Source organism: Bradyrhizobium sp. 26S5, assembly GCF_036923295.1.
In the GTDB taxonomy this organism is placed as follows: domain Bacteria; phylum Pseudomonadota; class Alphaproteobacteria; order Rhizobiales; family Xanthobacteraceae; genus Bradyrhizobium; species Bradyrhizobium septentrionale.
Genome location: NZ_CP145948.1, coordinates 3,456,123 through 3,479,889, shown reverse-complemented (window position 1 = coordinate 3,479,889; position 23,767 = coordinate 3,456,123). Strand labels below are relative to the sequence as shown.

General features: G+C 64.9%; 24 protein-coding genes. 7 read left to right on the top strand and 17 right to left on the bottom strand.

Annotated elements, in window-relative coordinates; translation table 11 throughout:
* Positions 1-92: 92 nt before the first annotated feature.
* Both cobD and cbiB read right to left on the bottom strand, forming a co-directional pair.
* Positions 93-1,058, bottom strand: coding sequence for a threonine-phosphate decarboxylase CobD (gene cobD / locus V5279_RS16035; RefSeq protein WP_338698894.1), 966 nt, complete (start codon positions 1,056-1,058; stop codon positions 93-95).
* Positions 1,059-1,069: 11 nt separating this feature from the next.
* A complete protein-coding gene (cbiB, locus tag V5279_RS16030; RefSeq protein WP_338698892.1) occupies positions 1,070-2,011 on the bottom strand; it encodes an adenosylcobinamide-phosphate synthase CbiB in 942 nt (313 codons plus the stop codon).
* A 127-nt stretch (positions 2,012-2,138) separates the two neighbouring features.
* Here cbiB and cobU point away from each other — a divergent pair, with 127 nt between their 5' ends.
* From cobU to V5279_RS16005, 5 genes are read left to right on the top strand one after another with little or no spacing between them, the layout of a single operon-like run.
* The gene (gene cobU / locus V5279_RS16025; protein WP_338698891.1) at positions 2,139-2,642 is read left to right on the top strand and encodes a bifunctional adenosylcobinamide kinase/adenosylcobinamide-phosphate guanylyltransferase; all 504 of its coding nucleotides are present in this window, start codon (positions 2,139-2,141) and stop codon (positions 2,640-2,642) included.
* A gap of 32 nt (positions 2,643-2,674) precedes the next feature.
* A complete protein-coding gene (gene bluB / locus V5279_RS16020; RefSeq protein WP_338701221.1) occupies positions 2,675-3,307 on the top strand; it encodes a 5,6-dimethylbenzimidazole synthase in 633 nt (210 codons plus the stop codon).
* Positions 3,285-3,629: a hypothetical protein gene (locus V5279_RS16015; RefSeq protein WP_338698890.1), complete on the top strand. Its 345-nt coding sequence runs from the start codon at positions 3,285-3,287 to the stop codon at positions 3,627-3,629. The genes bluB and V5279_RS16015 overlap by 23 nt, the downstream gene beginning before the upstream one ends.
* The gene (locus V5279_RS16010) at positions 3,626-3,823 is read left to right on the top strand and encodes a CbtB domain-containing protein (RefSeq protein ID WP_338698889.1); all 198 of its coding nucleotides are present in this window, start codon (positions 3,626-3,628) and stop codon (positions 3,821-3,823) included. The genes V5279_RS16015 and V5279_RS16010 overlap by 4 nt, the downstream gene beginning before the upstream one ends.
* 10 nt (positions 3,824-3,833) lie before the next feature.
* Entirely contained in the window at positions 3,834-4,571 is a 738-nt protein-coding gene (locus V5279_RS16005) for a CbtA family protein (RefSeq protein WP_338698888.1), read from the top strand.
* 20 nt (positions 4,572-4,591) lie between these two features.
* Here the strand turns inward: V5279_RS16005 and V5279_RS16000 are convergent, their stop codons facing one another.
* The 5 genes from V5279_RS16000 to V5279_RS15980 are packed head-to-tail and all read right to left on the bottom strand — an operon-like array spanning position 4,592 to position 9,794.
* Positions 4,592-5,863: a CoA transferase gene (locus tag V5279_RS16000; RefSeq protein WP_338698886.1), complete on the bottom strand. Its 1,272-nt coding sequence runs from the start codon at positions 5,861-5,863 to the stop codon at positions 4,592-4,594.
* A 1-nt stretch (position 5,864) separates the two neighbouring features.
* Entirely contained in the window at positions 5,865-6,599 is a 735-nt protein-coding gene (locus V5279_RS15995) for a glutathione S-transferase N-terminal domain-containing protein (protein ID WP_338698884.1), read from the bottom strand.
* Positions 6,600-6,619: 20 nt separating this feature from the next.
* A complete protein-coding gene (locus tag V5279_RS15990) occupies positions 6,620-7,237 on the bottom strand; it encodes a DsbA family protein (protein ID WP_338698882.1) in 618 nt (205 codons plus the stop codon).
* A 21-nt stretch (positions 7,238-7,258) separates the two neighbouring features.
* The gene (locus V5279_RS15985) at positions 7,259-8,482 is read right to left on the bottom strand and encodes an ABC transporter substrate-binding protein (RefSeq protein ID WP_338698880.1); all 1,224 of its coding nucleotides are present in this window, start codon (positions 8,480-8,482) and stop codon (positions 7,259-7,261) included.
* Between the two features lie 55 nt (positions 8,483-8,537).
* Positions 8,538-9,794: a CoA transferase gene (locus V5279_RS15980; protein ID WP_338698878.1), complete on the bottom strand. Its 1,257-nt coding sequence runs from the start codon at positions 9,792-9,794 to the stop codon at positions 8,538-8,540.
* A 112-nt stretch (positions 9,795-9,906) separates the two neighbouring features.
* On the opposite strand from V5279_RS15980, the gene V5279_RS15975 reads away from it, so the two are divergent.
* Entirely contained in the window at positions 9,907-10,833 is a 927-nt protein-coding gene (locus V5279_RS15975; protein WP_166293978.1) for a LysR family transcriptional regulator, read from the top strand.
* 6 nt (positions 10,834-10,839) lie between these two features.
* Here V5279_RS15975 and V5279_RS15970 read toward each other — a convergent pair whose 3' ends face one another.
* The gene (locus V5279_RS15970; protein WP_338698875.1) at positions 10,840-11,535 is read right to left on the bottom strand and encodes a DUF4336 domain-containing protein; all 696 of its coding nucleotides are present in this window, start codon (positions 11,533-11,535) and stop codon (positions 10,840-10,842) included.
* A 223-nt stretch (positions 11,536-11,758) separates the two neighbouring features.
* Here V5279_RS15970 and V5279_RS15965 point away from each other — a divergent pair, with 223 nt between their 5' ends.
* The gene (locus tag V5279_RS15965) at positions 11,759-13,081 is read left to right on the top strand and encodes a glycosyltransferase family 87 protein (RefSeq protein ID WP_338698873.1); all 1,323 of its coding nucleotides are present in this window, start codon (positions 11,759-11,761) and stop codon (positions 13,079-13,081) included.
* Between the two features lie 664 nt (positions 13,082-13,745).
* Here V5279_RS15965 and V5279_RS15960 read toward each other — a convergent pair.
* From V5279_RS15960 to fba, 9 genes are all read right to left on the bottom strand, one after another.
* The gene (locus V5279_RS15960; protein ID WP_338698871.1) at positions 13,746-14,579 is read right to left on the bottom strand and encodes an inositol monophosphatase; all 834 of its coding nucleotides are present in this window, start codon (positions 14,577-14,579) and stop codon (positions 13,746-13,748) included.
* Positions 14,580-14,636: 57 nt separating this feature from the next.
* On the bottom strand, positions 14,637-15,827 hold the full coding sequence (mmsB, locus tag V5279_RS15955) for a multiple monosaccharide ABC transporter permease (protein WP_338698869.1): 1,191 nt from the start codon (positions 15,825-15,827) through the stop codon (positions 14,637-14,639).
* On the bottom strand, positions 15,824-17,404 hold the full coding sequence (gene mmsA / locus V5279_RS15950) for a multiple monosaccharide ABC transporter ATP-binding protein (RefSeq protein WP_338698866.1): 1,581 nt from the start codon (positions 17,402-17,404) through the stop codon (positions 15,824-15,826). Before mmsA ends, mmsB begins: the two co-directional genes overlap by 4 nt.
* 66 nt (positions 17,405-17,470) lie before the next feature.
* Positions 17,471-18,538, bottom strand: a complete 1,068-nt coding sequence (gene chvE, locus V5279_RS15945) for a multiple monosaccharide ABC transporter substrate-binding protein (RefSeq protein ID WP_338698864.1) — start codon at positions 18,536-18,538, stop codon at positions 17,471-17,473.
* A 448-nt stretch (positions 18,539-18,986) separates the two neighbouring features.
* The gene (locus V5279_RS15940) at positions 18,987-19,703 is read right to left on the bottom strand and encodes an HAD family hydrolase (protein WP_166293964.1); all 717 of its coding nucleotides are present in this window, start codon (positions 19,701-19,703) and stop codon (positions 18,987-18,989) included.
* Positions 19,700-20,641: a CbbX protein gene (cbbX, locus tag V5279_RS15935; RefSeq protein WP_338698861.1), complete on the bottom strand. Its 942-nt coding sequence runs from the start codon at positions 20,639-20,641 to the stop codon at positions 19,700-19,702. Before cbbX ends, V5279_RS15940 begins: the two co-directional genes overlap by 4 nt.
* Positions 20,642-20,752: 111 nt before the next feature.
* Positions 20,753-21,178 (bottom strand): ribulose bisphosphate carboxylase small subunit, encoded by a 426-nt coding sequence (locus V5279_RS15930; RefSeq protein ID WP_029080708.1) that lies wholly within the window; start codon positions 21,176-21,178, stop codon positions 20,753-20,755.
* 12 nt (positions 21,179-21,190) lie between these two features.
* On the bottom strand, positions 21,191-22,654 hold the full coding sequence (locus tag V5279_RS15925; protein ID WP_166293960.1) for a form I ribulose bisphosphate carboxylase large subunit: 1,464 nt from the start codon (positions 22,652-22,654) through the stop codon (positions 21,191-21,193).
* Positions 22,655-22,684: 30 nt separating this feature from the next.
* Positions 22,685-23,767 (bottom strand): class II fructose-bisphosphate aldolase, encoded by a 1,083-nt coding sequence (fba, locus tag V5279_RS15920; protein WP_338698858.1) that lies wholly within the window; start codon positions 23,765-23,767, stop codon positions 22,685-22,687.

Below are 23,767 nucleotides of genomic sequence, written 5' to 3'. Positions count from 1 at the left end.
ATTGCTTCGCAATCCGACCTCTCCCCGATGGGGAGAGGTGGACCGAAATCGCGGCGAGCTGATTCCACCCAATCGTATCGCGCGTTAGACGATCAGCGCGACAGCACGGCAGACAGCCGAGCCCATTCGGCTTCGCTGCCGGGCAGACCGAGGCGCAACCATCCCGGCCGCTGCTGAAACACGCGCGACCAGATCAGCCCATGGGCAAGCTCGTCCTGGGCGACCAACGCATCGCCGGTTTCGTAGAGACGGAACAGCGGCGTGCCACCGACCAGGGTCCAGCCCTGCGATCGCACCGCTGCATCGAGCCTGACGCAGTCGGCCGCCAGCCGTGCGGCCGTCGCCTTTGCCCAGTCGTAATCGAGCAATGCACGCCGCCCGATCGCAATCGCGGCCCCCGAAACCGGCCATGGGCCCGCCATCGCCGCAAGCGCGCCGATGTCCGGCTCACTGCCGATCGCGAAGCCGAGCCGCAAGCCGGCAAGCCCGTAGAATTTGCCGAATGAGCGCAGGATCACGAGCCCCGCTCGTCCGGCTTCCGGTGTGAGCGACAGGTCCGGCACGGCATCCGCAAAACTCTCGTCTATGACGAGCCGGTCGACGCGTGGCAAAAGCGCGAGCAGCTCGCGCCGGTCGTGGTGCCGCCCATCGGGATTGTTCGGATTGACGACGACGGCAAGATCGGCGCCCGCAAGCGCTGCGAGATCGGACACCTCGGCGACGTCCCAACCGGCGGCCGACAACACCGCGGCATACTCATTGTAGGTCGGCGCAAGAATCCGCGCCCGCCCTCGGGACGCCAGCTGCGGCAGCAGCTGAATGGCGGCCTGCACACCGCCCATCGCCACGATCGGCGCGTCGGTCGCATAAGCCTGCCGCGCGGCGGCGTGGAGGGATTCGATCTCGGATCGCGACGGCAAGGCGCTCCACTGCCGCGGCTCCACATCGACCAGGGGATAAGGCACCCGATTGATCCCCGTCGACAGGTCGATCCAGTCGTCCGCGGCGCCGCCGAAGCGTTGCTGGGCGACATCGAGATTTCCGCCGTGCTCACGCATGCGCCGCTCCTTCACGCCAGCGCCAGAGCGACGAACGCCGCAGCCAGCAGCATCATGGCGTAGCGATAGAGTTTCAGCCCGGCGTGGATGTCGGCGGCAGCCGGATCGCGCGCGCCTTCATTCAGCCAGGGCTCATCGGCGATGCTGCCGTGATAGATGCGGGGACCGCTGAGCCGCACGCCGAGCGCACCGGCCATCGCCGCTTCCGGCCAGCCGGCATTCGGCGAGCGATGGCGGCGCGCGTCACGCAACATGCATGACCACGCCTGCGAAGGCCGCGCGGCGAGCACCACGAACAAAAGCCCGGTCAGCCGCGCCGGAACGAGATTGGCGAGATCGTCGATCCGGGCGGCCGCCCAGCCAAAGGCCTCGTGCCGCTCGGTGCGATGCCCGATCATGGAGTCCAGCGTGTTGATCGCCTTGTAGCCGAGGATTCCCGGCAGGCCGAACAGCGCGCCCCAGAACACCGGCGCGACGATGCCGTCGGATGCATTCTCGGCGAGGCTCTCGATGGTCGCGCGCGCGACGCCGGCATCGTCGAGCGTCAAGGGATCGCGTCCGACGATTTGCGCGACCGCGGAGCCCGCGGCCGCGATGTCGCCGGACGCCAGCGGATTGGCCACCGCCGCGACATGGTCATGCAGCGAGCGCAAGGCCACCAGCGGCCACGCCAGGATGCCCACAAGGACGACACGCATCCATCCGGATCCGAGCACGGACTGAACCGCCCAACCGAGAGCCATCGCCAGCGCGATCACCAGGATAGCAGCCGCGACACCGGCGACGCGGCGAAACGCCGGCGGGTCAGTGTCCCGGTTCCAGGCGCTGTCGACAAGCTGGATCAGCCGGCCGAGCCAGGTCACGGGATGGCCGATGCGCGCAAACAGCGGCGACGGCCAGCCAATCAGGGCATCCACCGCCATCGCCACCGCCATCGCTCCCGCAAAGCCCACTTAACCCTCTCCTCGCCGCGATCCCCCTGATGCGCAAGACATTGGCCGAGTGCAAGCCCTCCGTGGCGGATTTCGGCTTTGTGTTTCACCGCGATTGGTGGTTAGAGCGACGTAAACAGGAGATCCCATGGCCGTCATTCTGATCACGGGCGGAGCCCGGTCCGGGAAAAGCCGGCGCGCCGAATTGCGCGCACGCAGCTTTCCGGAGCGGCCGGCCTATATCGCGACCGCCGAGGCGCTCGATGCGGAAATGGACGAGCGGATCGCCAAACATCGCGCGCGGCGCGGCAGCGACTGGATCGAACGCGAGGTGCCGCTCGACCTCGTCGCGGCGCTGTCCGAGACCGACGGCGGCGGCGCAAGGCTGATCGATTGCCTGACGCTCTGGCTGTCCAACCTGCTGCATGCGGAGCGCGATTGGTCCGAGGAAGTGACGCGCCTGGCGGACGCGCTGCCGCGTCAGCACAGCCCGGTTGTCCTGGTCACCAACGAGGTTGGCCTCGGCATCGTGCCCGACAACGCACTGGCGCGCAGCTTCCGCGATGCCGCCGGTCTGATGAACCAGACCATCGCCGGCGTGGCAGACGAGGTCGAGTTCGTCGTTGCGGGCCTGCCGATGAAGCTTAAGTGACGTCCGCGATGGATTCAGCCAAAGGCCCCGCGATGGTCTCATTCGACGATGGGTTTCGCCGGCAACTGCAGGAGCTGTTCGTGTGGCGGCGCGACGTGCGGCGCTTCCGAACCGATCCGCTGCCGGATGGCACGATCGAGCAGCTGATCGAGGTCGCCTGCCTTTCGCCTTCGGTTGGCCTGAGCCAGCCCTGGCGGTTCGTGATTGTCGACGATGCGGCACGCCGCCGCGCGGTGATCGAAGACTTCAAGACTTGCAACGCCGATGCGCTGCGGTCTTACTCGGGCGAGCGTGCAGCAAAATATGCCGCTTTGAAGTTATCGGGCCTCGAGGAGGCGCCCGGCCATCTCGCCGTATTCGCCGACAAGACCGACCACATCGGCTCCGGCCTCGGGCGGGCGACGATGCCGGAGACAACAGAATATTCCGTGGTGGCCGCGATCTGCTCGATGTGGCTTGCCGCGCGCGCCGAAGGCATCGGGCTCGGCTGGGTGTCGATCCTCAACCCAGCCCGCATTCAGGAGATCCTGGAAATTCCGGACGCCTGGAAATTCATCGGCTACCTCTGCATCGGCACCCCCCAGGCGGAATGCGACCGTCCGGAGCTCGAGCAGGCCAAATGGGAAGCGCGGCGAGGTCCGGATGAATTCACCATCCGACGCTGACGGAGCTCCGGCCGGCAGCGGCGCCCCAAGCGGCCACGCTCACTGGCGCGCCGACATCGCCTCCCTGGTCTTTGGCCTCCCGGAGCACAGCGCGATCTGCGCGGTGCATCAGGGCGCATTCCGGACGTTGCTCGGCACGGACCCGACGCCGGACGCCTGTCTCGGCTATTTCTGCCAGTTTGAAGAAGCGTTTAGAGCAGCGGCGCACGCGAAAATCCTGCGCAAGCGCATCCCTGTTGCAACAAATTTGCATCTTACCAGTCGCGACATCGCGCGAAAGCTGCTAGAAGCCGACCAAATCGAACGTGGAGAACGACCATGAGCCAACCCCAGGTCACGCAAGCTCAAGTCACGCATCTGCCGGTTGCCACCGGACAGGTCGGACGGCTTGCCCAGTCCCTGATGGCGATGACGCTCGGTCTGTTCATCGTCGGCGTCGTCGGCTTCTCGCACATCGACGTGATCCACAACGCGGCGCACGACGTGCGCCACTCCAACGCGTTCCCCTGCCACTGACCGCCTTGACATGAGCACGTTTCGCTCGATCGTCTTCTCGTCGGTCATTGCCGGTTTCATCGTTGGCCTGATCGTCACGGCGGTCCAGCAGTTCGGCACCGTCCCCCTGATCCTCAAGGCCGAGGTCTACGAGAAGGCGGCCGAGCACAAGCACGAAGCCTCCGCGCAGCCGCGCGCCATCCTCGTGCACGATCAAGCAGCGCATGATCATGGTGCGGAAGCCTGGGAGCCACGGGACGGGTTGGAGCGCACCCTCTATACGGCGGGGGCCAACATCCTGACCGGGATCGGCTTTGCGCTTTTGCTCTGCGGCTTCTTTTCGGTTCGCAGCGGCGCGCCCGGCGAACCGGTCTCGTGGCATGAAGGCTTGATGTGGGGTCTCGCAGGTTTTGCCGTCTTCACGATCGCGCCGGGTCTTGGGCTGCCGCCTGAACTGCCGGGTGTCCCCGCCGCACCACTGATGTCGCGTCAGATCTGGTGGGTGACGGCGGTGCTGGCGACTTCGGCCGGCCTCGGGCTGATCGTTTTCCGGCGTTCGGCGCCAGCCGCGATCGCCGGTGTGGTCCTGATCATGCTGCCGCATTTGATCGGCGCGCCCGAGCTCGAGCATGTCGAGACCAATGTGCCGTCGTCATTGTCGCATCAGTTCGTGGTCGCGGTCACGCTGACCAGCCTGGTGTTCTGGTCCCTGCTCGGCAGCCTGACGAGCGCCGCATTCGCGTATTTCGATCGCCCCACTTCGGCCTAACGGCTTGATGACGTCGCGGCTCAGCTCGCCTTCCTGAGCCGCTTCCCGGCCCGCAACTCCCTGTCCTGCACCAGCACCTTCTCGGCATAGAGCTGGTCGATCTCCTGCTCCGACAGCCCGAGCTCACCCAGGATCGCCTCATTGTGCTCGCCGAGCAGGTCGGCCCTCAGGTCGGCTTGCTGCGGCCATTCCGAGAAACGCATCGGCGCACCCGGGATCGCAAACTTGCCAATCTGCGGATCGCTGACATGGCGGACCGTGCCGCGCTCGATCAGATGCGGCTGCGCCATGGCATCATTCAGGGTCAGCACCGGCGCGCAGGGAATCCGCTCTTTCTCCAGCGCAGCAATCGCCGCATCGCGCGACGGAAACGTCTTGAGCCAGGCTTCCACGATCTCCCCCACCAGCACCCTGTTGTCGGCGCGGGCGCGCGCCGACTCGAACCGCGGGTCCTTTTCGAACTCCGGCCGCCCCAGCGCCCTAACCATTTGCGGCCATTGATGCGCCAGCGCGCAGATCACAATAAACTCGTCCCGGCCGCAATCGAACACGCCGACCGGGCCGCCGTTCGGGTGTAGCGAGCCTTCCCGCTGCGGCACAAAGCTGTCGCCGCGCAGCGAGACCTTCGGCACATTGGCCTCATGCATATGGAAATAGGTATCGAGCAGCGTCGACTCGATGAACTGCCCTTCGCCGGTACGCTCGCGATGCAGCAGCGCAAACCCCACGGCCATCGCCGCGGCAACGCCGGTCGAGGCGTCTCCAATCGCAACGGGCACCTGCGCCGGTTTCCCGTCGGGGTCGCCGATCACCCCGGTGATGCCGGCGAAGGCCTGCGCGATATAGTCGAAGCCGGGCTTGTCGCTGAGCGGACCGCTCTGTCCGGCAAAGGAGATCGAGCACATGATCAGCCGCGGATTGATCTTTTTGAGCGTCTCGTAGCCAAGTCCGGCGCGCTCCATCACGCCGGGCGTAAAGTTCTCCACCAGAACGTCGGCCTTGGCCGCGAGCCGGGTCAGGATCTCGCGGCTCTTCTCGTGCTTGAAGTCGAGCGCGAGGCTGCGCTTCGAATGGTTCTGCTGGAAGAAGTAGGTGCTCTGCGAGGTGTTCTTGTAGGCGGGATCGCGCGGCTTGAGGCCCTGGAAGCGCGATCGGTCGCCAAACGGCGCGAGCTCGATCTTGATCACGTCGGCGCCGGCCTCGGCCAGCAGACGCGTGCAGGTCGGGCCCGCGACGAACTGGGTGATATCGAGCACGCGATAGCCGGTCAGCATTTTCGAAGGCAAGGTCATCTCAATGGTCCAATTGTTGTGATTGAAGCGCTCCGCCGGGCGCATCTCCACCCGCCGGCCTTGTGCCAAACAGATTGCTCCGCGCCTGCGCGTCGAGCGTCTTGCGAATGCCACGCCGGCCGACCGCGAGCCCCTTCTGGAGCTTCGGCCGCGCGCGCAACTCGGCGTACCAGCGCCTGACGTGCGGGAAATCGTCGAGGGTGACGCCTTGCGCCTTGTGGGTCATCACCCAGGGAAAGCAGGCGATGTCGGCGACCGAATAGTCGTTACCCGCAACATAAGTGCTCTCGCCGAGCCGATCGTTGAGCACGCCGTAGAGGCGGCGTGCCTCGTTGCCGTAGCGCTCGACCGCGTAGGGAATTTTGGCCGGCGCGTAGAGCGAGAAGTGCCCGTTCTGGCCCAGCATCGGTCCGAGCGCGCTCATCTGCCACATCAGCCATTGCTGCACGCGGGTGCGGCCACGCATGTCACGCGGAAAAAAGGAGCCAGTCTTCTCCGCGAGATAGAGCAGGATCGCGCCGGACTCGAAGATGGTCACCGGCTCTCCTCCGCCGGGCGGATCCCTGTCGACGATGACAGGGATCCGGCCATTCGGATTGAGTGCGCGAAACTCCGGCCGGGACTGGTCGCCGCGCGTGATGTTGACGGGCACCACGGTGTACGGCAGCTCGCATTCCTCAAGCATGATCGAGATCTTCCAGCCATTCGGTGTCGGCGCGAAATGAAGATCGATCATCGGAGCCTCCATCCTGCCGTTCAAGCCGGCTGCTTTTCGCGGGCGAGCAAAAGGCCAACCTCCTGCAGCCGGCGCTCCAGCATCGGCACCCGGTCGTTGCCCCAGAACTGCTCGCCGCGGAACACGCAGATCGGCACGCCGAAAATATGGTCGCCCTGGCTCTCCTGTTGCGCCTCCTCATATTCCCGACGGCCGTCGCCCTCGAGATAGGCGCGATAGTCGGCACCGGACATGCCGAGCGAGACGATGAAGCGCTCCACCGCATCGACCTCGTCGACGGCGAGCTCGCGACGAAAGAACAGCTCGTAGACCAGGCGGCTGTACTCGATCAGACGTCCCTGCTTCTCCGCGAACAGCCCGCCGATCAGCGCCGGCGCGGTGTCAAAGATCTTCAGCGGGCCGCGGATGATCTTCTTGTCGCCGCGCTCGTTGGCGGACCGCCGTGCATCCATGTAGGAATACTTGACCTTGTATTCCGAATAGACGCTGCGCTGGCCGGAGCCCTTGATCCGCAGCTGGAACGGCCGCCATTGCACCTTGATGTCGTATCTCTTCTCCAGCTCGAACACCGGATCGAACGCCAGCCAGGCATAGGGGCTCTTGTAGTCCGAATACATCTTGAGGATTTCGCGCGACATGGTCTCTCCTTTGTGTCGATGTCATTGTGATTGAGCGACGAGCGGGCACTGGCTTTCCGACAGCGGCTGCGCCGCCTCGGCTGCCGGAATGACCTTCTCGATGTTGTAATAGTCCCAGGGCTTCTTGACCTCACCGGGGGCCTTGATGCTCGCCATGTAGAACGGATGCATCAGCCAGCCGTCGGCGCGCACAAAGCCGTTCTCGACATACATGTCGTTGACCGGCAGCTTCCTGATCTCATCGGCGACCTTCGGACCATCGAGCGTCCTGGCCGCGGCGACGGCCTGCAGATAGTGCAGCGTTCCCGAGTAAACCGCGGCCTGATCCATCGTCGGCATCGCGTGATGCTGCCTGAAGAAGCGCTCGGACCAGGCGCGGGTCTTGTCGGTGCGGTCCCAGTAGAACGGTGTCGCGAAGGTCAGCCCCTGCACATTTGCAATTCCGAGCGCGTGCACATTGGTGATGTAGGTCAGCGGCACCACGATGTGCTGACCGCCCTCGGCGATGCCGAACTCCTTGGCCTGCTTCAGGGCATTGGTGGTGTCCTCGGCCGCGGAGATCAGCCAGATCACCTTGGCCTTTGACGACACCGCCTGCAGCAGGAACGAGCTGAAGTCGGGATTGTTCTGCGGGAAGCGCACCGAGCCCAGCACCTTGCCCCCGGCCGCCTTGATCGCGTTGGTAGCGGCGTCCTCCATTGCCTTGCCGAATGAGTAGTCGGCGGACAGGAAGAAGAAGCTGTCGAGCCCGCGCTCGATCAGCGGCTTCGGCAGCGGCGCCGAAATCGCGTAGGCATTGAGCGACCACGAGAAGGCGGTCGGCGCGCAAGCCTGCTGGGTGATCGCCGGACTTCCGGTCACGCCATGGATGACGATCTTGTTGCGCGCCCGCGCCAGTTCCTGCACGGCGAGCGCCACCGCCGACTGCGCCACATCGACGATGACGTCGGCACCGCCATTGTCGAACCAGTTGCGGGCGATCGCCGCGCCCACATCGGCCTTGGCCTGGTGATCGCCTGAGATCACTTCGATCGGACGACCCAGCACTCTGCCGCCGAACTCCTCGACCGCCATTTTGGCGGCGAGCACCGAGCCCGGCCCCATGATGTCGCGATACATCCCCGACATGTCGGTGAGCACACCGATCCTGACCGGCTGCACATCCTCAGCCCGAACCGGCGCCAGCATCGCGCTGCCGACCAGCAACGCGATCGCCGCACCTGTGATCCATCGTGTCTTCGCCATCACTGTCCTCGACGCTCCCCGCTTGGGACGGCATGCATGTGCCGGCCTCTCTGCTTCAGATGATCCGCCTTGACGTCAGATCGTCGATCCTCTCCCCGGAAAGACCGAGCAGACCGCCATAGATCTCCTGATTGTTCTGCCCGAGCGTCGGCGCCGGCGCGGTGTATCCCTTGTGGGTCCGCCCCATCTTGATCGGGAAACCGGCGCCGATGACACGCTGCTCCAGCATCTCGGTCGGATGTTCAACCGCCTGCAGCATGTCGCGCGCATCGAGATGTTCCCAGGCCAGGATGTCGTCGATATCGCGGATCGGGCTTGCCGCGACGTCACCGCGATTGAGTGCCTCGATCGCCTCTGCCGTGGTGCGGCCCAGCGTCCATTCGCTGACGATCGCGTCGACGAGCGCATTGTTGCTGACGCGCCAGCCGGTGTTCATGAATTTTTCGTCTTGCGCGAGGTCGAGCCGGTCCATCACGCGCAGCAGCGCGAGCCAGTCCTCGTTGGTAGCGGCGCCGAGCGCGATCGCACCATCGCGCGTGGCATAGGTGTTGAACGGCGAGAACCTCATGATGCGATTGCCCTGCCGCGGCGCCATCCCCATCTGCTCGTAGCAATCCAGGGGCTCGTCGAGCACCAGCGACAGCAGGCAGTCGGCCATCGCGACGTCGACGAACTGGCCTTGCCCCGAAATGCGCTGCTCGGTCAGCGCCGCGAGGATGCCGGAGACGGCGAAGGCGCCGGTGATGCCATCCGCGAGCGCGGTGCCTGCCTTGCTGGGGCCGCTGTCCGGCGCACCGGTGATCGACATCAACCCGGACGCCGCCTGGATCATCAAATCGTAGGCCTTGAGACGCCGATCGGCGCCGGTGGAGCCGTAGCCGGTCAGCGCACAGTGCACGATCGCGGGGTTGACCTGTCGGTTCGCCTCATAGTCGATCCCGAGCCGCTCGGCCGCGCCGGGACGCAAATTCTCGACCAGGATGTCCGACTTGCGCAGCAGCGCGTGGAACAACTCCATGCCCTCCGCCGAGCGCATGTTCAGCGTGATCGACTTCTTGTCGCGGCAGCGCTTCAGATAGGCGAGGCCGAGATCGCTGTCGTGCTTGCGGTCGAGCGCGACGCCGTCCTTGCCTAGGAACGGCGGCCCCGTCATGGTCGGGTCGCCCTGCTCCGGGGTGTCGATGCGGATGACTTCCGCACCGAAGCCCGCCAGCATCAAGGTGGCGAACGGACCTGAATAGAACCGCGTCAGATCGAGAACGCGGACACCCCTGAGCGCGCCGTTTGCCGTCATATTCAGGCTCGCCGTCATCCGGAATTCCCTTCCCGCTCACCGCCCTGCCGTTGTCTTCATCGTTGACGCCGCGGCGATATAGGTCAAATATTTTCCGATCCGGATTATTGATGCTAAAATGGAATGAATGATGCGCCAGCGTCGCCCACGCCAGTTCGAGGTCAGCCTCAAACATCTGCGCGCCGCCAACTCGGTTGCGGTGTATGGCAGCTTCACCGCGGCTGCCGCCGACCTCGGCATGACGCAATCGGCGGTCAGCCGTCTGGTGCTTCAGCTCGAGCGGCAACTCGGCGTTTCGCTGTTCCTGCGCTCGACGCGCAACGTCATCCTGACCGCACCGGGCCGCGAATTCACCGCATCGACGCAGCGCCTACTCGCCGATCTCGGCGCCCAGGTCGACAATGCCCGTGCGCTCGGCGATCAGATCAAGGGACGCCTGATCATCTCGTGCCTGCTGTCGTTGACCCACCACGTGGTGCCGGAGGCCGTGCTGAAATACAGGAAGGCGCATCCGGGCGTCGAAATCCACCTGCGCGAGGGCCTCGGCAGCGAGGTCTATGAGGATGTCCGCAGCGGCCTTGCCGATTTCGGCGTCGGCAACGTCACCGCGCTCGGCCAGGAGGTGGTCAGCGATGACGCAGTGGAAGAGTCCTGCTTCGCGATCCTGCCTTCGCGCCATCCGCTGCGACACAAGAGCACGCTGAGCCTGCGCGAGTTGCGCAATGAAGCCTTCGTCTCGCTGCCGACCGGCTCAGGCCTGCGCAAGCAGATCGACAGCGTCGCGACCGCGAACGGCATCGTGCTTAATCACAGCACAATCGTCGAGCAGTTCGGCACGCTCTATGATTTTGTCGGCGCCAATGTCGGCATCTCGATCGTTCCGGCATCGGCATTGCCGCCGCGTGCCCCGCGCGGTGTCGTGGTCAAGCGCCTGGTCTCGCCGCCGCTGGTCCGCAAGATCGGCATCCTGCGGCTGAAGAACCGCCCGCTGACTCCGGCCGCGACCGGATTTCTCGATATCTTCCGGCCGCTGTTTCTGAGCGCATCGCGGCGGTGAAATCCGTCACCCCGTCAGCCAGGCGAACGCGCGGCGCAGGAATCCCGGCGCATCCTGCTCGACCGGAGTTCCGTGAGCCATCAGCACCTTTTCGACGGGCCACGCCAGAATCCGTTGCAGCGCCTCGCGCGCCGCGCGGCGGTTGGTGAAGGCTGTGCGGAACTTGCGCGGCACCGACGGCTCCGGCCCGACCATCAGGTCGAGCCTTGCAATCGCCGCACGCCAGCCGGAGACCAGGTCGGCAGGGATCTGTTGCACCAGGTCGGTGAACAGCACGGTCCCGCTCGCGAGATGAAAAAATACCACCTCTGACGTGATCAAATTGCCGCGCATCACCACCTGGTCGATCTGCCCTGCCCAACCGGCGCTCGGTCCATCTGCGAGATCGGCATCGAAGGCGAGATCGCGCCGCCGCTTGCGCAGGCCCGGCGGGGCATGGAGCACGGCGGCCGGATAGGCCTGCTTCCACTCGCCGAGGAACAGGTGGTGCAGCGAGTTGGGGGCCACGATGTGCCTGATCGGGCCGATCGCGTCCACTTCGGTCCGCAGTTCCGCCGTCAACCGGACCGGTGACCAGATGAAGAGACCGCCGTCCGACAGCCTGATGACGGCCATCCGGGTCGGATAGTGAAACCCGGCGACCGCGACGTTGGGTCCTCCGGCGATCCAGATGTCGGGGCCGAAGTCCTGCAATACCGCCATTTCCGATGAACCATGACCGTCGAGCGCCGCGCACCGTCGGCAGGCTGCCGCCGGCGTTGCCGGTTCCTTTACCATGCCCGGCGTGACAGGCCGCGGACAAGGTCAATGTCGCGCGACGGGTTCCGATCCTGCCGCGGCCAATTGCAGCGACCGGGTTTACGCAACCTTAGACGATTTGATCCAAACCTTGCGCGTGCATGACGCGATTGGGATGAAGCGGCCGATGTCGCAAAAGTCGGACCTCGAGGGACACGGGCTGGCCTTCGCTGACGATGCTACGCGTCACCTCGCGACGCCGTCGGATGCCGCAGGTTCGGGCGCCGTCACGCTGCGCGCGACCAACAGCCAGACGTCCGGTCCAGGCACGCTGGTCTCCGCGCTGCGCGAGGCCGAATGGCTCACGGCCGATCGCGTCACGGCGTTCACCCGCGTCTTTCTCCTGCTGTTCATCGGCTGCATCGCGATCATCCCGTGGGCTGCGCCGACAATGGATGTCGGCCCTGACTTCGCGGCATTCTGGACCGCGGCAAAGCTCGCGCTCGAGGGCCGCGCCGGTGACGCCTATGGCGACGCGGGCCGCGCCGCGGTCGCGGCCCTGTTCGGTCAGAAGACCTACGCACCGTTTTTCTATCCGCCGACGTCACTGCTGTTCTGGCTGCCCTTCGCGCTGGTGTCCTTTGCGACCGCCGCCGTCATCTGGATCGTCGCGACCGGCGCCGCCTATGCAGCCGCGGTGAGAGCCTTGCTCAAGGGCGAGTCGGTCGTTCCCATTCTCGCCTTTCCCGGCGTGTGGGTGTGCGCATTGTTCGGACAGAACTCGCTGTTCTCGGCAGCCCTTCTCGGCGGATCGGCCGTGACGCTGGACCGCTATCCGGTGATCGCGGGCATGCTGCTCGGGTGCTTCAGCTACAAGCCGCAGGTCGCCCTGCTTGCGCCGCTCGTGCTGATCCTGACGCGGCGCTGGCGCGCGCTCGCAGCGGCTGCTGCAACAACGCTCGTGCTTGTCGTTGCGGCCACCGCCTGCTTCGGGATTGAGCCGTGGATCAAATTCATTGCCGTGCTGCCGGAGGCAAGCGCCTGGAGCCTCGGCGGTGAGCCCGGCTTCGAGAAGTTCGCGAGCCCCTACGCCGCGATCAGGCTGGCCGGCGGATCGAGCAACACCGCCTGGCTCGTCCAGGTGGCCGCGACCGCGGTCGCGATATCAGTTCTGATCCTGGTGCTGCGGAAGCGGCCCGGCGGCGCCGCCGAGATCGCGCTGATGGTCGCGGCGACCGCCCTGTGCGTGCCATCCCTGGGCAGCTACGAGGTGGTGATCCTGGCGATCCCGGGCGCGTGGCTGATTGCGCAGGCGCTCGCGCACGGCTGGCTGCCGTATGAACGCATCGCGCTCGCCGCGCTTTACATGACGCCTTTCGCCATGGTGCCTGCGGGCGCCAACGGCCAGCAACTGGCGCCGATCGCCGCCGCCGCGCTCATGGCACTTGTCGTGCGACGCATCAGGCAACAGGCAATTTTTGACGCCTCGGCCGAAATTGCCAATCACTGAGTTGCCCGACGGCGCAAGCCCTCTCAGCAAAAATATTTCGGTTTATCAAAATACCCAACTCAGTGTATGAATTCCCCGTCTCACCCGATCGAGGGGCGCTTGCGCATCGTCACGGGTGTTGCGGTGAGATGCGGTGGACGCTGACGTCACAACTGACGAACGTGACTGATGCGGACGGTGAAGTCGTGTGGTCCTGACGCCCTAGTGGCCGGTGTCCCCTTGTAAGCGCAATTGCGTCTTGCGAAGGCGGTGACAAACAAGCCAAGTCTCGCCGGGGAGAGCACGAAGTAAGCCGTAAAACCATCGCGCAGGGAAAGCCGGGATGTTCCCGGTTACACCTGTGGTCCTACCTCCGGTGCTTTTTGTTGCACCGGACCCATGGGTGCAATCGGCACCCGGCTTTCCCTGCGCCCTCTGATCTCAGAGCGGCGAAATGAGACGCAAAGCTCGGACAAATCATGTCGCGAGAATGCGAAGCTGCGTCCTCAACCTACACCTGTCATCGCCCGGCTCGACCGGGCGATCCAGTACGCCGCGGCCTCTCGGCTCACGCACAGGCGTCTCTGGAATACTGGATCACCCGCATGCGCGGGTGATGACACCGAACAAGCTGTTTGACAGTTGAATCAGACCAATATCGTCAACACGAACGCACGTCCCGCCTCTACCCGGCTGGCGTCAGGATCGCCTGCCGTGCAGCATGCCAGCTCGCCTCGTCGGGCGCACAGAGCAGGCCGCCCGTCAGGTTGACCGGCTTGTACGGAGATCCGTCGAAATGCGCGCTGTAGCCGCCGGCCTCGCGATGCAACAGCCAGCCGGCGGCATGATCCCACGGCATCAGCTTGTTGTAGAACAGCAGGTGACAATGGCCGGAGGCCGCCATGCGATACTCGTGCGCGGCGCATCGGAGCCAGGCACTGGCGCCAAGCCTGGAAAGATTGCCGGCGACAATCGTGCGCAGCGGCTCAGGCAGGAAGTTGACACCGACCACCGCGTCCATCTGCTTGACCGGCACGGCCGGCGCCACTTTCAGATCATGCCGCCTGCCATCCGGCATCTCGAGCCACGCGCCCTCGCCGCGCAGCGCGAATGCCGTGTCGTTGCTCACGGGATCATGGATCGCGCCGAACACGATCTCGCCGCGCATGGTGGCGGCCACCATGGTGCAGAACAGTGGCAGGCTCGAGGTGAAGTTCCGCGTGCCGTCGATCGGATCGATGATGAAGGCGAGCTCCGCGGTTCCAACCTGATCGAGCGCGGCCGGATCGCGCGACGTCGCTTCCTCGCCGATCACGACCGCATTCGGGAAAGCCCGGAGCAGCGCCGCCGATATCGCCTGCTCGGCAAGTTCATCGGCTTCGGTGACCACGTCGAATGCCGATGTCTTGGTACGGACCTCGATCTCCCGCACGCGGCGGAACCGCGGCATGATCTCGCTGCGGCCGACCTCGGAGAGGATGTTTCCGATGTTCAGCGCATCGGCATGAGACAGTTTCACGCGGCGTCCTCCTGTGTTGCGCCAGCATCGTATCGTGAAATTGTGACTGCGTGGCCGTCACCGGCGCTGGTTGTAGACATCGATGCAGACGGCGCCGAGCAGGACGAGGCCTTTGATCACTTGCTGATAATCGATGCCGATACCGAGGATCGACATGCCGTTGTTCATCACCCCCATGATCATGGCACCGACCACCGCGCCGCCGACCCGGCCGACGCCGCCATAGGCCGAGGCGCCGCCGATGAAGCAGGCGGCGATCACGTCGAGCTCGAAGCCGAGCCCGGCCTTCGGCGTCGCGGTGTTGAGTCGGGCTGCGAACACCAGCCCGGCCAGCGCCGCCAGCACGCCCATGTTGACGAAGGTGAAGAAAGTGAGCCGCTCGGTCTTGACGCCCGAGAGCTTCGCGGCCTTTGCGTTGCCGCCGACGGCATAGATCTGCCGGCCGATCACCGTCCGCCGCGCCACAAAACCGTAGAGCGCGATCAGGACCGTGATGATGACGAGCACGTTCGGCAGGCCGCGATACGAGGCGATCAGATAGGTGAAATAGAGCACCGCGCCGGCCAGCGCGATGCTCTTGGCGATGAAGAACGCGTAGGGCTCGACCTCGATGCCGTGCGACTGCTCGCGCGCACGGCTCTTGGCGCTCGCCAGCACCAGCGCGAACGCCAGCACGACACCGATCAGCAGCGAGGTCGGATAGAGCGTGCCGGCGCTCGGAAACAGCTCGGGGATGAAGCCGGACGACAGCTTCTGGAAGGTGGGCGGGAACGGCCCGACCGACCGGCCCTGCAGCACCGCGAGCGCAAGGCCCTTGAACACCAGCATGCCCGCCAGCGTCACGATGAAGGACGGAATCTTGAAATAGGCCACCCAGTAGCCCTGCGCCGCGCCGATCGCGGCACCGACCAGCAAACATGCGATGAAGGCGGTCGGGTAGTCGACATGGTAGCTCACCATCAGCACCGCCGCGACCGCGCCGACGAACCCCGCGACCGAGCCGACCGACAGGTCGATATGCCCGGTGACGATCACGAGCAGCATGCCGAGCGCCATGATCACGATGTAGCTGTTCTGCAGCACGAGATTGGTGAGATTGACCGGCTGCAACAGCGTGCCGTCGGTCACGATCTCGAAGAACAGCATGATCGCGAGCAGCGACAGCAGCATGCCGTAGTTGCGCAGATTGTTCTTGATGAAGCCGGAATGCTTGGGGGTCTCGGGAAGTGACACCGTCTTGTCGGTCATTGTGCTCCGCCTCCCGCCCGCACCTCACTGGCAGGAGCGCTGTTCCCGGACATCCTGACATTGCGCATGATGGCGCGCATGATCTTCTCCTGCGTCGCGTCGTCCTTCGCGAACTCCCCGACGAAGGCGCCGTCATTCATCACACAGATCCGGTCGCAGATGCCGAGCAATTCCGGCATCTCCGACGAGATCACCACGACCCCCTTGCCGGCCTCCGCGAGCTCGTTGATGATACAATAGATCTCGTACTTTGCCCCGACGTCGATGCCGCGGGTCGGCTCGTCCAGCAGCAGCACCTGCGGATCGGTCATCAGCCATTTCGACAGCACCACCTTCTGCTGGTTGCCGCCCGAGAGCTGTCCGGCCTCCTGATAGACGTCGGAGCAGCGGATCCGCATCCGGTTGCGGTAGTCGCTGGCGGCCTTCAGCTCGACCACATCGTCGATCACGCCACGATCCGACACCTGGCGAAGGCTCGCCAGCGTCACGTTCTTGCGGACGTCGTCGGCGAGGAGCAACCCGAGCTGCTTGCGGTCCTCGGTGACATAGGCGAGGCCGGCATGGATCGCCGCCGGCACGCTGGCAAGGTTCGCCTCTCGTCCGTCAAGGCTGATCCGGCCGGAGATGTTGTAGCCCCAGGCCCGGCCGAACAGGCTCATGGCGAACTCGGTGCGGCCGGCGCCCATCAGGCCGGCGATGCCGACCACCTCGCCGCGGCGCACCTTGAAATCGACGTTCTTGATCACCTGCCTCCCGGTATGCAGCGGGTGATACACCGACCAGTTCTCCACCGTCAGCACGGGATCGCCGATCGCAACCTTCCGCTCGGGGAAGCGGTGCGCGAGATCGCGGTTGACCATGCTGCGGATGATCCGGTCCTCGTCGACCTGCTCTATCCGGCAATCGAGGCTGTCGACGGTGCGGCCGTCGCGCAGCACCGTGATCCGGTCGGCGACGCGGGCGACCTCGTTCAGCTTGTGCGAGATCAGGATCGAGGCGATGCCTTGCGCGCGGAACGCCAGCAACCGGTCGAGCAGCGCGGCGCTGTCGGCCTCGTTGAGGCTCGCGGTCGGCTCGTCCAGGATCAGGAGGCGCACCTGCTTCGACAGCGCCTTGGCGATCTCCACAAGCTGCTGCTTGCCGACGCCGAGATCGGTGACCAGGGTATCAGGCGATTCCCGCAGGCCGACCTGGGTCAGCAGCTCCGCGGTCCTCCGGTACACCGCATCGCGGTCGATCACCCCGAACCGCGACGGCGCCCGCGACAGGAAGATGTTCTCGGCGATCGACATCAGCGGGATCAGCGCCAGCTCCTGGTGGATGATGATGATCCCCAGTGCCTCGGAGTCGTTGATGTCGCGGAACCGGCGCTCCTCGCCGTCGAACAGGATCGACCCTTCATAGCTGCCGGCGGGATAGACCCCGCTCAGCACCTTCATCAGGGTCGACTTGCCGGCCCCGTTCTCGCCGACCAGGGCATGGATCTGTCCGGCCTCCACGGTGAAGTTGACGTCGCGCAATGCCTGCACGCCGGCAAAGCTCTTGCTGACGTCACGCATCTCAAGCATCGCCGTCATCAGATCATGTCCCGCAGCGTCGACCGGCCTCGGCGCTATCAGCCACCGCTCACCCGCCTCTCAAGCTTAGTCGAATTGCGAGCGCTTGTAGTAGCCGCTGTCAATCAGGACTTTCTCCCAATTGGTCTTATCCACCACGACCGGCTTGAGCAGATAGGACGGAACCACCTTGACCCCGTTGTTGTAGGTCTTGGTGTCGTTGACGCTGACCTCCTTCTTGCTCAGCACGGCATCGACCATGTCGGCCGTGACCTTGGCAAGATCGCGGGTGTCCTTGAAGATGGTCGAGTATTGCTCGCCGCGCAGCATCGCCTTGATCGAGGGCACCTCGGCATCCTGGCCGCTGACGAACGGCATCGGCTGGTCCTTGCTGCCGTAGCCGACGCCCTTCAGCGAGGAGATGATGCCGATCGACAGGCCGTCATAGGGCGACAGCACCGCATCGACGCGCTTCTTGCCGTAGAAGGCGCTGAGCAGATTGTCCATGCGGGCCTGCGCGGTGGCGCCGTCCCAGCGCAAGGTCGCGACCTTGCCCATGCCCGTCTGGCCGCTCGCAACCACAAGCTTGCCGCTGTCGATATAGGGCTTCAGCACCGACATCGCGCCGTCGTAGAAGAAATAGGCGTTGTTGTCGTCGGGCGAGCCGCCGAACAGCTCGATGTTGAAGGGCCCCTTGCCGTCCTTCAGCCCGAGCGCATTCTCGATCGACTGCGCCTGCAGCACGCCGACCTGGAAATTGTCGAAGGTCGCGTAGTAGTCCACATTCGGCGTATCCCGGATCAGGCGGTCATAGGCGATCACCGTGATGCCCTGAGCCTTGGCCTGCTTCAGCACGTCGGACAGCGTGGTGCCGTCGATCGCCGCGATGACCAGCACCTTGGCGCCCTTGGTCACCATGTTCTCGACCTGGGAGAGCTGGTTCGGGATGTCGTCGTCGGCATATTGCAGGTCGGTCCCGTAGCCGCGTTCCTTCAGCACCTTGACCATGTTGTTGCCGTCGTCGATCCAGCGTGCCGAGGATTTGGTCGGCATTGCGATGCCGATGGTCGGCTTGCTCTGGGCGCCCGCGTCCGGCGCGGCCGCGGTGAGACCTGCCAGCGCCAGCGCGATCAACGAGACCTTCAATCTGAACATGCGTCACTCCCCTTCTTCCTGGATTGGTTTCCGCGCTGCGGCCGCTGGCGTGTCAACCATGACGAGCATGGCATATGTAATACCACCTCGCGACGACCGAACCTGCGCCGCTGTCAGGGTGATTTGTTGCGAAAAGTCGATGCAGCCCATGACTGGCACCACCATCCCTCGCGTCGCGTCGATCGCCAGTCCACGCGGCACCGGCCGGCTTCACTCGCCTGCGAGGGAAGGGATTGAAGGGGGCGCAACGGTGGATTCGGGCATCATGGGGCGCGGTCTCCCAAGCTCATTCGTGTGCGCCCCCCACCAGCGTTCAAGGTGGTGTGGCAGCGCAGGGCGACCCTCTTGCGGGGTACTTCGGTACTATTCCACGGAAGAAATGCGCCGACTAGTCACATTGTTTGTGACCTGTACCGGGCAGACCGATCCGAACGACAGGGCGCCGACCTTACTTGTCGATCACCGAGAGGTCGTCGACGACGAGCAGCGCCTCGGCGAAATCGTCATCACCGAAATACGCGCTTCGGGTGATGACCACAGGGATGCCTGCGTGCGACGCGGCAACGAGGCCATTGCCGGAATCCTCGATGGCGATGCAGTCCGACGGCGCCAGTCCAAGCCGGGCCAGGACCTCGACATAAACGTCGGGCGCGGGCTTCTTGCGCGGAACGTCATCGCCGGCAACGATCGCCTCGAACAAATCGGCCCAGTCGAGCCCCAGCGCAACCGAGAGCAGCGCATCGATGTTGCCATGCGAGGTCGTGGTCGCAATCGCAAGACGCTGGCCGCGGCGGCGCGCATTGCCGAGGAATGCTCTCACGCCCGGCCGCAGCGGGCAGCCGCCCGCCGCAATCAGCGCGGCATAGCGCGCGGTCTTGATCCGGTGCAGGTCCGCGATATCGGCGAATGTCAGCGACGGCACCGCGTTGCGCTGGTCGAACGCGTGGATGCGCTCCTTGCCTCCGGCGACGCGCAGCAGCCGCGCGTAGGTGACCCGATCCCAGAACCAGTCGAGGCCTGCCTCGGCAAACGCCTCGTTGAAGGCGCGACGGTGCACCTCCTCGGTTTCGGCCAGCGTGCCGTCGACGTCGAAGATCAGCGCACGGGCGCCCGCAATGATGTCGCGCATCCCGGTCTTTCGGATCACCGCGAGCGCCTGGTTCATCGTCCCTCGCCCGCTGCACCGGCGCCTTTGCTGAACACCCGGCTGGCCAGCACGTCGCCGGCCTCGATCGACATCACGTCGTCGGCCGTCAGCGTGCGGTCGAGCTTCGCGACGATCCGGTTGGCCTGGCGCAGCCGGATGCGGTCGAGCGCGTTGCGGATCGAGCGTGCATTGGAGAACAGCGGCTGTTCCTTGCGCACGGCGATGTAGCGGATGAGTGCCTCGCGTGCTTCCGGAGACAGGCGATAATTCTGCTGCTGCAACATCAACTCGGCGATCCAGAGCAGCTCGCCGTCCGAATAATCCGGAAAGTCGATGTGATGCGCGATGCGGGAGCGGAAGCCCGGATTGCTCTGGAAGAACTTCTCCATGCGGTCACCGTAGCCGGCCAGGATCACCACCAGATCCTCACGCTGCTGTTCCATGATCTGCAGCAGGATCTCGATCGCCTCCTGGCCGTAGTCGCGCTCGTTCTCGGGGCGATAGAGATAATAGGCCTCGTCGATGAACAGCACGCCGCCCATCGCCTTCTTCAATATTTCTTTGGTCTTCGGCGCGGTGTGGCCGATATATTGCCCGACCAGGTCGTCGCGCGTGACGCTGATGACGTGGCCGCGGCGCACGAAGCCGAGCTTGTGCAGGATGCCGGCCATCCTGAGCGCAACCGTGGTCTTGCCGGTGCCGGGATTGCCGGTGAACGACATGTGCAGGGTCGGAAATGTCGTCGCCAGCGCCATCTTCTGCCTGATACGTTCGACCAGCAGCAGCGAGGCGATCTCGCGAATGCGGGTCTTCACCGGCTTGAGGCCGATCAGTTCGGAATCGAGCTGGTCGAGCACGTCGCCGATGCCGAGGTCGGCGAACTCATGCCGGAGGTCGATGGTTGCGAGCGGCGTCTCGCGGATTTGTTCGCTGAGTTGTTCTTGCGCTTGGGTCATCATCCTCTCGCTTCGAAAAAGGCTCCGTCGCCGCGGCGGCGACGACGGAGAAGTGCATCCGGACCAGGACGGTCGAGGGAGCAATCCGCCTGGTTTACTGGCCGGACGCGGTCACTGGTCGGTGTAGCGTTCGCCCTCGGGGCGCGTCGCCGCATAGGAACGTGTCGCGTAACGGAGGTTGCGTCCGGCGGCTTCCTGGCGGTCGAGCCGGAAGCCCGGCTCCTCGCGCGGCCGGTTGACGATGAAGGAGATGCGAACGGACTCCCAGCCGTGGCCGGAATCGAAACCGGAGATCCGGATATAGCGGTCGCCATAGACCCGCCGGCAGTCGGCGAGCTCCTTCATGATGCCGGCCGCATCGCGCAGGTCGAACATCGGCAGGCCCCACATCTCCCAATAGGTGTTGCGGGGATGCGGATCGTCGGTGAACTCGATGTTCACCGCCCAGCCCTTGTCGAGGCAGTATTGCACCTGTGCGGCGATCTGCTCGTCGGTGAGATCGGGCAGGAAGGAAAAGCAGCCTTGGGTAACGCGCATGAGAACCTCCTGTCAGACCGCCATGCTCGGCGTGGGAACGAAATCGGGGGCATCCGTCGACTCGTAGTTGAAGGTGACGTCCTTCCAGACGTCCAGCGCCTCGCGCAGCGGCGTGCAGGTCTGCGCCGCCTTGGCCAGGATCTCCGGTCCTTCATGGACGTAGTCGCGCCCCTCGTTGCGGGCGAGGACCATCGCTTCCAGCGCGACGCGGTTGGCGATCGCGCCGGCCTGGATGCCGCGAGGATGCCCGATCGTGCCGCCGCCGAACTGCAGCACGACGTCCTCCCCGAGCAGATCGAGCAGCTGGTGCATCTGGCCGGCATGAATGCCGCCGGAGGCCACCGGCATCAGCTTGTTGAGGCTCGCCCAGTTCTGGTCGAAGAACACGCCGTGCTCCAGCTGCATCGGGTTGAAGTCCTCGCGGCAGATGTCGTAGTAGCCCCGCGTGGTGTTCGGATCGCCTTCGAGCTTGCCGACCACTGTGCCGGCATGGATGTGATCGACACCGGCCAGCCGCATCCATTTCGCGATCACCCGGAACGAGACGCCGTGGCTGCGCTGCCTGGTATAGGTGGAATGGCCGGCGCGGTGCAGATGCAGGATCATGTTGTTCCTGCGCGCCCACTTCGCCATCGACTGGATCGCGGTGTAGCCGATCACCAGATCGATCATGACGATGTTGGAGCCGAGCTCATGGGCATATTCGGCGCGCTCGTACATATCCTCCATGGTCGCCGCGGTGACGTTGAGATAAGTGCCCTTGATCTCGCCGGTCGCGGCCTGCGCGCGGTTGACCGCCTCCATGCAGTACAGGAAGCGCTCGCGCCAGTGCATGAAGGGCTGCGAGTTGATGTTCTCGTCGTCCTTGGTGAAGTCGAGCCCGCCTTTCAAGGCTTCATAGACAACACGGCCGTAGTTGCGGCCGGACAGGCCGAGTTTCGGCTTCACGGTGGCGCCGAGCAACGGACGGCCGAACTTGTCGAGCCGCTCGCGCTCCACCACGATGCCGGTTGCCGGGCCCTGGAACGTCTTCACATAGGCGATCGGCAGCCGCATGTCCTCGAGCCGCAACGCCTTCAGCGGCTTGAAGCCGAACACGTTGCCGATGATCGACGCCGTCAGGTTCGAGATCGAACCCGGCTCGAACAAATCGAGGTCGTAGGCGATATAGGCGAAGTAGCTGCCGGGCGAATTCGGCACCGGATCGACGCGATAGCACTTCGCCCGATATTTCTCCGCGGCCGTCAGCCGGTCGGTCCACACCACGGTCCAGGTCGCGGTCGAGGATTCGCCCGCCACCGCCGCGCAGGCTTCGGTCGGATCGACGCCGTCCTGCGGCGTGACGCGGAACAGCGCGATGACGTCGGTGTCCTTGGGCTCGTAGTTCGGCTCCCAATAGCCCATCCGCTTGTATTCCATCACGCCGGACTTGTAGCGATCCTTGCCGCGCACCGTGATCGACTGCTGAATATTCATCAAAATCTCCTGTCGTTCGCCGCCATTTGCTCAGGCGGCCTGGGTTATCTTTCCAATCTGCGGATCGAGCGCGCCGGCGCGGTAGCGCCGGGCCATCTCCGGCAGTGCAACCACCTTGATCCTGGCGGCATTGCCGGCCGTGCCGAATTGCTCGAAGCGGTCACGGCAGAGTTCGCGCAGCGCATCCATCGCGGGCTTCAGGAATTTGCGCGGATCGAACTCGCTCTTCGACTGCAACGCGACCTTGCGGAAGGCCGCAGCCATCGCCAGCCGGCAATCGGTGTCGATATTGACCTTGCGCACGCCGTGCTTGATGCCGCGGACGATCTCCTCGACCGGCACGCCCCAGGTCTGCGGCATCTCGCCGCCGAACTGGTTGAACATGTCCTGCAGCGGCTGCGGCACCGAGGACGAGCCATGCATGACCAGATGCGTGTTCGGCAGCCGCGTGTGGATCTCCTCGACCACGCGCATCGCCAGGATCTCGCCGTCGGGGCGGCGCGTGAACTTGTAGGCGCCGTGCGAGGTGCCCATCGCGATCGCGAGCGCATCGACCTTGGTGGCGCGGACGAAATCGACGGCCTGGTCGGGATCGGTGAGCAGCTGATCATGGCTCAGCTTGCCTTCGACGCCGTGACCGTCCTCCTGCTCGCCGCCGCCATGTTCGAGCGAGCCGAGCACGCCGAGCTCGCCCTCCACCGACGCACCGACCCAGTGCGCCATCTCGACGACCCGGCGGGTGATATCGACATTGTAGTCGTAGTCGGCCGCGGTCTTGGCGTCGGCCTTGAGTGAGCCGTCCATCATGACCGAGGTGAAGCCGTAGCGGATCGCGGTGGCGCAGGTCGCCTCCTCGTTGCCGTGATCGAGATGCAGGCAGAGCGGGATCTGCGGATACATCTCCTCCAGCGCGTCGATCATCTTCGCCAGCATGATGTCGTTGGCATAGGACCGCGCGCCGCGCGAGGCCTGGATGATGACAGGCGCATCGCAGGCCGCAGCCGCCTCCATGATGGCGAGGCCCTGCTCCATGTTGTTGATGTTGAAGGCCGGCACGCCATAGCCGCGTTCGGCGGCGTGGTCCAGCAATTGCCTCAGTGTGATCCGCGCCAT